At 75.2% G+C, this 6,200-nt stretch carries 9 protein-coding genes; 4 read left to right on the top strand and 5 right to left on the bottom strand.

Features of this window, described 5'->3' with window-relative positions:
• Positions 1-91: 91 nt before the first annotated feature.
• From ACIQOV_RS22625 to ACIQOV_RS22635, 3 genes are all read left to right on the top strand, one after another.
• On the top strand, positions 92-1,306 hold the full coding sequence (locus tag ACIQOV_RS22625) for a cytochrome P450 (protein WP_401051085.1): 1,215 nt from the start codon (positions 92-94) through the stop codon (positions 1,304-1,306).
• Between the two features lie 171 nt (positions 1,307-1,477).
• Positions 1,478-1,642 (top strand): hypothetical protein, encoded by a 165-nt coding sequence (locus ACIQOV_RS22630; RefSeq protein WP_401051087.1) that lies wholly within the window; start codon positions 1,478-1,480, stop codon positions 1,640-1,642.
• Between the two features lie 104 nt (positions 1,643-1,746).
• Entirely contained in the window at positions 1,747-2,085 is a 339-nt protein-coding gene (locus ACIQOV_RS22635) for a hypothetical protein (protein ID WP_380553229.1), read from the top strand.
• 181 nt (positions 2,086-2,266) lie between these two features.
• On the opposite strand, the gene ACIQOV_RS22640 is transcribed toward ACIQOV_RS22635, so the two are convergent.
• From ACIQOV_RS22640 to ACIQOV_RS22655, 4 genes are all read right to left on the bottom strand, one after another.
• Positions 2,267-3,145, bottom strand: coding sequence for a hypothetical protein (locus ACIQOV_RS22640; protein WP_401051090.1), 879 nt, complete (start codon positions 3,143-3,145; stop codon positions 2,267-2,269).
• Between the two features lie 46 nt (positions 3,146-3,191).
• On the bottom strand, positions 3,192-3,476 hold the full coding sequence (locus tag ACIQOV_RS22645) for a DUF427 domain-containing protein (protein ID WP_359912522.1): 285 nt from the start codon (positions 3,474-3,476) through the stop codon (positions 3,192-3,194).
• A 78-nt stretch (positions 3,477-3,554) separates the two neighbouring features.
• Positions 3,555-3,791, bottom strand: a complete 237-nt coding sequence (locus ACIQOV_RS22650) for a DUF6296 family protein (RefSeq protein WP_380554301.1) — start codon at positions 3,789-3,791, stop codon at positions 3,555-3,557.
• Positions 3,792-3,806: 15 nt separating this feature from the next.
• Positions 3,807-4,052 carry a DUF2277 domain-containing protein gene (locus tag ACIQOV_RS22655; protein WP_401051092.1) on the bottom strand — a complete coding sequence of 82 codons (246 nt, stop codon included), beginning with the start codon at positions 4,050-4,052 and terminating at the stop codon, positions 3,807-3,809.
• 188 nt (positions 4,053-4,240) lie between these two features.
• Between ACIQOV_RS22655 and ACIQOV_RS22660 the strand changes: the two genes are divergently transcribed.
• Positions 4,241-5,434 carry an MFS transporter gene (locus ACIQOV_RS22660; protein ID WP_380554298.1) on the top strand — a complete coding sequence of 398 codons (1,194 nt, stop codon included), beginning with the start codon at positions 4,241-4,243 and terminating at the stop codon, positions 5,432-5,434.
• Positions 5,435-5,461: 27 nt separating this feature from the next.
• Here ACIQOV_RS22660 and ACIQOV_RS22665 read toward each other — a convergent pair whose 3' ends face one another.
• A complete protein-coding gene (locus ACIQOV_RS22665; RefSeq protein WP_359912510.1) occupies positions 5,462-5,980 on the bottom strand; it encodes a gamma carbonic anhydrase family protein in 519 nt (172 codons plus the stop codon).
• Positions 5,981-6,200 lie beyond the last annotated feature (220 nt).

Raw genomic sequence — 6,200 nt, forward strand, 5'->3', positions numbered from 1 at the left:
CCGTTCCGGACACCCCGGCCCGCCCCTGACCGACGTCCGGTCACCACACCACCCCCACCGGAGAACCATCGCGACGCAAGGAGACCCCGCCTTGACGAGCACGCCCACCGTCCCCGCCGTCCCGCTCCCGGCCCGGCACTCCGCCGGCTGCCCGTTCGGCCCGCCGCCCGCGTACACCGAGGCCGCCGCGAGCGCCCCGCTGACCCGCGGCGATCTGCCCGGCGGCGATTCCTGCTGGCTGGCCACCGGCTACGCCGAGGTCCGCACCATCCTGTCCGACCGCCGGTTCAGCGCCGACATACGCCACCCCTCCTTCCCGCTGCTGGTCGCCGGCGACCGGGAGCAGATCACCGATACCCCGAGCTTCCTGAACCTGGACGACCCCGAGCACGCCCGGCTGCGCCGCATGGTCACCGGGGACTTCCTGGTCAAACGGGTCCAGGCGATGCGCCCGGACATCCAGCGGATCGTGGACGAGGCGCTGGACGCCATGACCGATGGCCGCACCGAGGCCGACCTGGTCGCCGACTTCGCGCTGCCCGTCCCCTCCCTGGTGATCTGCCTGCTGCTCGGCGTCCCCTACGAGGACCACGAGTTCTTCCAGGGCGTCGGCCGGACGCTGCTCAGCAACGCCAAAACGATCGAGCAGCGCCTGGCGGCCCGGGACGAGATGCTGGAGTACCTGGAGGGGCTGGCGACCCGCAAGCGGGCGGAGCCGCGGGACGACATCATCAGCCGGCTCGCCGTCCGGGACGACCTCACCCCGCGCGAGGTCGCCAGCACCGGCATCCTGCTGCTGATCGCCGGGCACGAGACGACCGCGAACATGATCTCGCTCTCCACCGCCCTGCTGCTGGACCGGCCCGAGCAGATCGCCAGGCTGGCCGACCCGGCCGCCCTGCCCGGCGCGGTGGAGGAGCTGCTGCGCCACCTCACCATCGTCCACACCGGGGTGGCCCGGCTGGCCCTGGAGGACGTGGAACTGGGCGGCACCACGGTCCGCGCCGGGGAGGGCGTGATCGCGATGCTCTCCACCGCCAACCGGGACGAGGAGGTGTTCGGCGGCGCCGACCGGCTGCCGGTCGACGAGCTGGACCTGGACCGGGACGCCCGGCGGCACCTGGCCTTCGGCTTCGGCGTGCACCAGTGCCTCGGCCAGCCGCTCGCCCGCGCCGAACTGCAGATCGCGCTGGCCACGCTGTTCCGGCGGCTGCCCGGGCTGCGGCTGACCGTCCCCCGCGACGAGCTGGCGTTCCGCACCGACTCGTTCATCTACGGCATGCGGTCACTGCCCGTCACCTGGTGACGACCGGGCGAGGTCCGGGCGAGGTCCGCGGAGGCCCGCGGAGGCCCGCCGGGTCACCCGGCTGGCCCCGACGCCGGGGCGGAGGCAGGCTGGAGGGGCGAAGAGACACCTCCGGTCCTGCCGCGCCCGCGACCCCGCGCGCCGGGACCGGCCGAGGAGACGGAGCCCGCGATGACCGACATGAGCGACCGGTCCAAGGTGAGCACCGAGGACGACGAGGACGTCCGCGCCGCGGACCCCGAGGAGGGCATCCCCTCGATGCAGAACCTGCACGCGCAGGACACCTCCCAGGCGGAGGGCGCCCCCATGCTGGACGAACCCGGCCAACCCGACTGAACCGTCCGCCGTACCGACTCGACCGCCCGGTGGGACCGGGCGGTCGCCGTGACCGCGGGTGTCGCTGCTCCGGCGGCGGGCCACCCGCGGGGGAGGATAGGCGCATGACCGAACACGACCAAGGCAACCGCCAGGCCCGGCCGTCCGCGGACCCGCGCACGTCGTGGGCGACCTGGACCACCCAATCGATCATCAGCGGCCCCGGTGGGGTGACCACCACCGAGGTCGGCCCCATCTCCGGCGACCTCACCGTGCACACCACCTGGGTGGACGGCGAGGCGAGGCTGACCGTCCAGTACACCGGCGCGCTGGACTGGTACACGGTCGCCGGCAGCCCGGTGCCGGCACACGACGAGAGCACCGCGCGGGCGATCCACCAGGCGATGGTGAACGGCGTCAAGGCCGGCCGGGGCGCGGGTGCCCCGGCCCCGCCGAAGCCGTAGCGGCTGTCTTCAAACTCCCGTCGTCCGCCCGGAGGGCGGGCGGGGCGGCGTTGGGGTGCGTGCATCGCAAGGCGGAGGAGGGAGCCACTGCGGTGGTGGCACTCCCGGCAGCTCCAGGAGGAACGGCAGGACGACGGCGCGCCCCGGACCGGTCCCGGGCGCGCCGTCCTGCTCCTCGCCGCTACGGAGCCTTCCCGTCGGCCTCCACCGCCCCGCCCTTCGGCACCGGCGCGGCCTCGGCCCAGTAGCCGCCGTCCGCCGGGCGGCGCCCGCGAAGGTCCGCCCGCACCTCGCCGGCCAGCCGGCGGGTGTCGCGGCGGTTCATGGTCGCGCCGATGCCGGCGCCGACCAGCAGCGGTATCACCGCCGGCAGGTGGCGCAGCGAGCTGCGGGTCAGCCGGCGGCGGACCTGCTGGCGCACCTCCGAGCTGATCGCCAGCGCGGCGAAGCCGGCGGGCCGCACCAGCAGGTTCGCGTCGATCCCCCGGCGGTTGGCCCAGGCGCCGAGGTAGGCGCCGGTCCGCTGGGTGGCGCCGCCCTGCGCCGGAGTGCCGTAGACCTCGTGCAGCTCGGCGATCAGCTTGATCTCCACGGCCGCCACCGCGAGCGTCTCGGCGGCGATCTCCAGCGGCATCGCGGGCGGCACCGGCAGCATCGCCGCCGCGCCGACGCCCGCGCCGAGCGCGCTGGAGGCCCGGACGGCGCCGGTGACCAGCAGGTCGGCCAGCTGCTCCGGGAAGGCCGCGTCCGGGTGCTGCGCCCGCAGGGTGGCGAGGTCGCGCACCGGGATCCGGGGCGCGGTCCGCACCAGCTGTTCGGTCAGGGCCCGGCCGCCGTACGCGGCGCCCTTGGCCGTTCCCCTGGCGGCGACCCGCCCGCCGTGGCCGAGCAGCCGGGCGGTGTGCAGCACCACGGCCCGGCCGCGGCCGCGCTGCTTCGCGGCGTACTCGGCGACCGGGCCGACGGGCTGCTCGGACTCCTCGACCAGTTCGGCGAGCTGCTCGCTCAGATCGGGCTCGGGAGCCGGCCGGGAGCGGCCCGGCCTGCGGAAGACTGCCATGGGAACCCGGTACCCCTTTCGCGACGACGGCACCGCCCTGGGGGGCCTACTCGGCGACCTCCACCCCGTGCCAGAAGGCGATCCGGCCGCGCACGTGCTCGGCCCCGGGCTCGGGGTCGGCGTAGAACCAGGCGGCGTCCGGGTTGGTCCGCCCGTCCACCTCCAGGGTGTGGTAGCCGGCGGTGCCCTTCCAGCCGCACACCGTGGTGGTGTCCGAGGGGCGCAGGTACTCGGTGCGCACCGCCTCGGCCGGGAAGTAGTGATTGCCCTCGACGACGACGGTGTCGTCGCTCTCGGCGATGACGACGCCCTGCCAACTCGCTGTGGTCATACGGCGATTGTTCCCGACCACGGGCGGCCTCACCCCTTCCGTGTTCCGGGCGGTCCGGCTGCGGCCGGGCGGCGCCGGTCAGGTCAGCGGGTGGGCGTGCACCGGCACGTGCGGACTCTGGTGGCCGCCGCTGGCGAGCATCCGGACCTCGCCGGCGGCGCTGATCTCGGCCCGGACGATGCCGCTCTCGTCCTCGTACACCGGGTGGCCGCCCGGCCCGCTCGCGTCGGTGCGGGTGACCACCACGACGTCCTGCGGGGCCTGGGTGCCCGGGGTCCCGGGGAAGGTGAGGGCGTAACGCTCGGCGGGTTTCATCACACCTGCTCCTGCCTACCCGGCGACCTCGGCCGGCACGGCGGCCCGCGTGTGCGGGCCGCGGACCTCCAGCTCCGCGAGCAGCCGGGCGGTGGCCTCCGCGACCGCCTCCACCGCCCGGTCGAAGGCCTCCCGGTTGTGCGCCGCGGGGGCGCGGAACCCGGACACCTTGCGGACGTACTGGAGCGCGGCGGCGTGGAAGTCCTCCTCGTCGGCGTCGGGCGTGACGGGGGGTCGCAGCGTCTTGATGTTGCGGCACATGCTCCCAGTCTCGCGCGCGGGAGCCGTGTCGGCGACCCCCTTTCGTCACACGCACCTCACAGCGCCGTCATCCGGCCGGATTAGGATGCCGGACGAACGAATTCGTCCCACCGCCGTCCCACCTCCGTTCCACCTTCCTCCCGCCGCGCGCTTCCCCGGTCCGTCGGCATCACTCCGGAGTCACCCCCTTGCCTCTCGCGCTGCTCGCGCTGGCCGTCACCGCGTTCGCCATCGGAACCACCGAGTTCGCCGCCATGGGGCTGCTCCCCCAGGTCGCCGACAGCCTCCACGTCTCCATCCCGCAGGCGGGCTGGCTGATCTCGGCGTACGCCCTGGGGGTGGTGGTCGGTGCGCCGCTGCTGACCGCGCTGGCCGCCGGGCGGCCCCGCAAGGCGGTGCTGGTGGCGCTGGCCGGACTGTTCGCGACCGGCAACCTGCTGTGCGCGGTGGCGCCGGACTTCTGGACCCTGGCCGCCGCCCGGCTGATCACCGGGCTGCCGCACGGCGCCTTCTTCGGGGCGGGCGCGGTGGCGGCGGCCGAGCTGGTCGCACCGGACCGCCGGGCCCGGGCGGTGGCCGTGATGTTCTCCGGCCTGACCGTCGCCAACATCGTCGGCGTCCCGGCCGCGACCCTGCTCGGCCAGCACCTGGGCTGGCGGGCGACCATGCTGGTGGTCGTGCTGATCGCGGCCGCCGGGACGCTCGCCATCGCCCGGCTGGTGCCCGCGCTGCCCTCCTCCGGCCAGTCCGGGCTCCGGCACGAGCTGCGGGCCTTCCGCAGCGGGCAGCTCTGGCTGGCGCTGGCCACCGTGGTGTTCGGCTGCGGCGGCTTCTTCGCCTGCTACAGCTACATCGCCCCGCTGCTCACCAATGTCTCCGGCTACGCCACCGGCTCGGTGACCCTGGTGCTCGCGCTGTTCGGCGTCGGCATGACGATCGGCAACGTGCTGGGCGGGTTCGCCGCCGACCGGGCGCTGCGGCCCACCGTGTGCGCGGCCTTCGTGCTGCTCTCCGCCACCCTGGCACTGTTCGCGGTGACCGCGCACGCCCGCTGGTCGGCGGCCGTCACGGTGGTGCTGATCGGGCTGTTCGGCTTCGCGATCGTGCCGGCCGTGCAGACCCTGGTGCTCCGGAAGGCGCGCAGCGCGCCGACCCTCGCCTCGGCGACGGTCCAGGGCGCCTTCAACCTGGCCAACGCCCAGGGCGCGTACTTCGGCGGGCTGGCGCTGGACGCCGGGCTCGGCTGGACCGCCCCGACGCTGGTCGGCGCGGTCCTGGCCGCCGCGGGGACGCTGATCGCGGTGCTCGCCTGGGTGGTCGACCGCCGCCGGCCCGCCCCCGTGGCGACGGAACCGGCGGCGGCCGCGATGACCACCGCCTAGCACGGGCCCGGTGTCTCCCGGTGGGCCTCATATCTCCCGGTGGGCCTCGGCGAGCAGCTGGTAGCCGGCGCCGTTGGCCCTGATGCCCGCCTTCTCGTCCTCGGTCAGCTCCCGGCGGACCCTGGCCGGGACGCCGGCGACCAGTGAGCCGGGCGGGACGACCATGCCCTGCGGCACCACCGCGCCGGCCGCGACCAGCGAGCCGGTGCCGATCCGGGCGCCGTTGAGCACGGTGGCGTTCATGCCCACCAGCACGTCGTCCTCGACGGTGCAGCCGTGCAGCACGGCGTTGTGGCCGACCGAGATCCGCTCGCCGACCACCAGCGGGAAGCCGGGGTCGGCGTGCAGGGTGCAGTTGTCCTGGATGTTGCTGCCCGCGCCGACGCTGATCGACTCGGCGTCGCCGCGCAGCACCGCGCCGTACCAGACACCGGCGCCGGCGGCGACGGTCACGTCCCCGACCACGACGGCGTTCGGCGCCACGAAGGCGCCCGGGTCGACGGCGGGCACCCTGCCCCCGACGGCGGCGATCAGCGGCTCTGCCATGTCTCGTCCTCCTGGTGACGGTGGGCCGTTCGCCCGCCGGTCAGCGTAGGGGGTCGGTCACGGCGCCGTGCGGGCGAGGTCGGTTCCGGCGGCCACCGGCCGGGGTCGGTCATCCCGGCGAGGGCGGCGTCGGCGGCCTCCCAGTCGGCGCGGCCCGGAGTGCGGGCCCCGACTTCTGACACCCTGTCATGGTTTCTGCCGCCGGTCCTCGGCCTGGGGG

Origin of the sequence: Kitasatospora sp. NPDC091257 (assembly GCF_044757675.1) — a bacterium.
Lineage (GTDB): Bacteria > Actinomycetota > Actinomycetes > Streptomycetales > Streptomycetaceae > Kitasatospora > Kitasatospora lactacystinica.

What these genes read in the sequence shown, in the direction of transcription:
- ACIQOV_RS22630 (WP_401051087.1), top strand. Translation starts at nt 1,478, where the DNA reads ATGACCGACATGAGCGACCGGTCCAAGGTGAGCACCGAGGACGACGAG.
- ACIQOV_RS22635 (WP_380553229.1), top strand. Translation starts at nt 1,747, where the DNA reads ATGACCGAACACGACCAAGGCAACCGCCAGGCCCGGCCGTCCGCGGAC.
- ACIQOV_RS22640 (WP_401051090.1), bottom strand. Translation starts at nt 3,145, where the DNA reads ATGGCAGTCTTCCGCAGGCCGGGCCGCTCCCGGCCGGCTCCCGAGCCC.
- ACIQOV_RS22645 (WP_359912522.1), bottom strand. Translation starts at nt 3,476, where the DNA reads ATGACCACAGCGAGTTGGCAGGGCGTCGTCATCGCCGAGAGCGACGAC.
- ACIQOV_RS22650 (WP_380554301.1), bottom strand. Translation starts at nt 3,791, where the DNA reads ATGAAACCCGCCGAGCGTTACGCCCTCACCTTCCCCGGGACCCCGGGC.
- ACIQOV_RS22655 (WP_401051092.1), bottom strand. Translation starts at nt 4,052, where the DNA reads ATGTGCCGCAACATCAAGACGCTGCGACCCCCCGTCACGCCCGACGCC.
- ACIQOV_RS22665 (WP_359912510.1), bottom strand. Translation starts at nt 5,980, where the DNA reads ATGGCAGAGCCGCTGATCGCCGCCGTCGGGGGCAGGGTGCCCGCCGTC.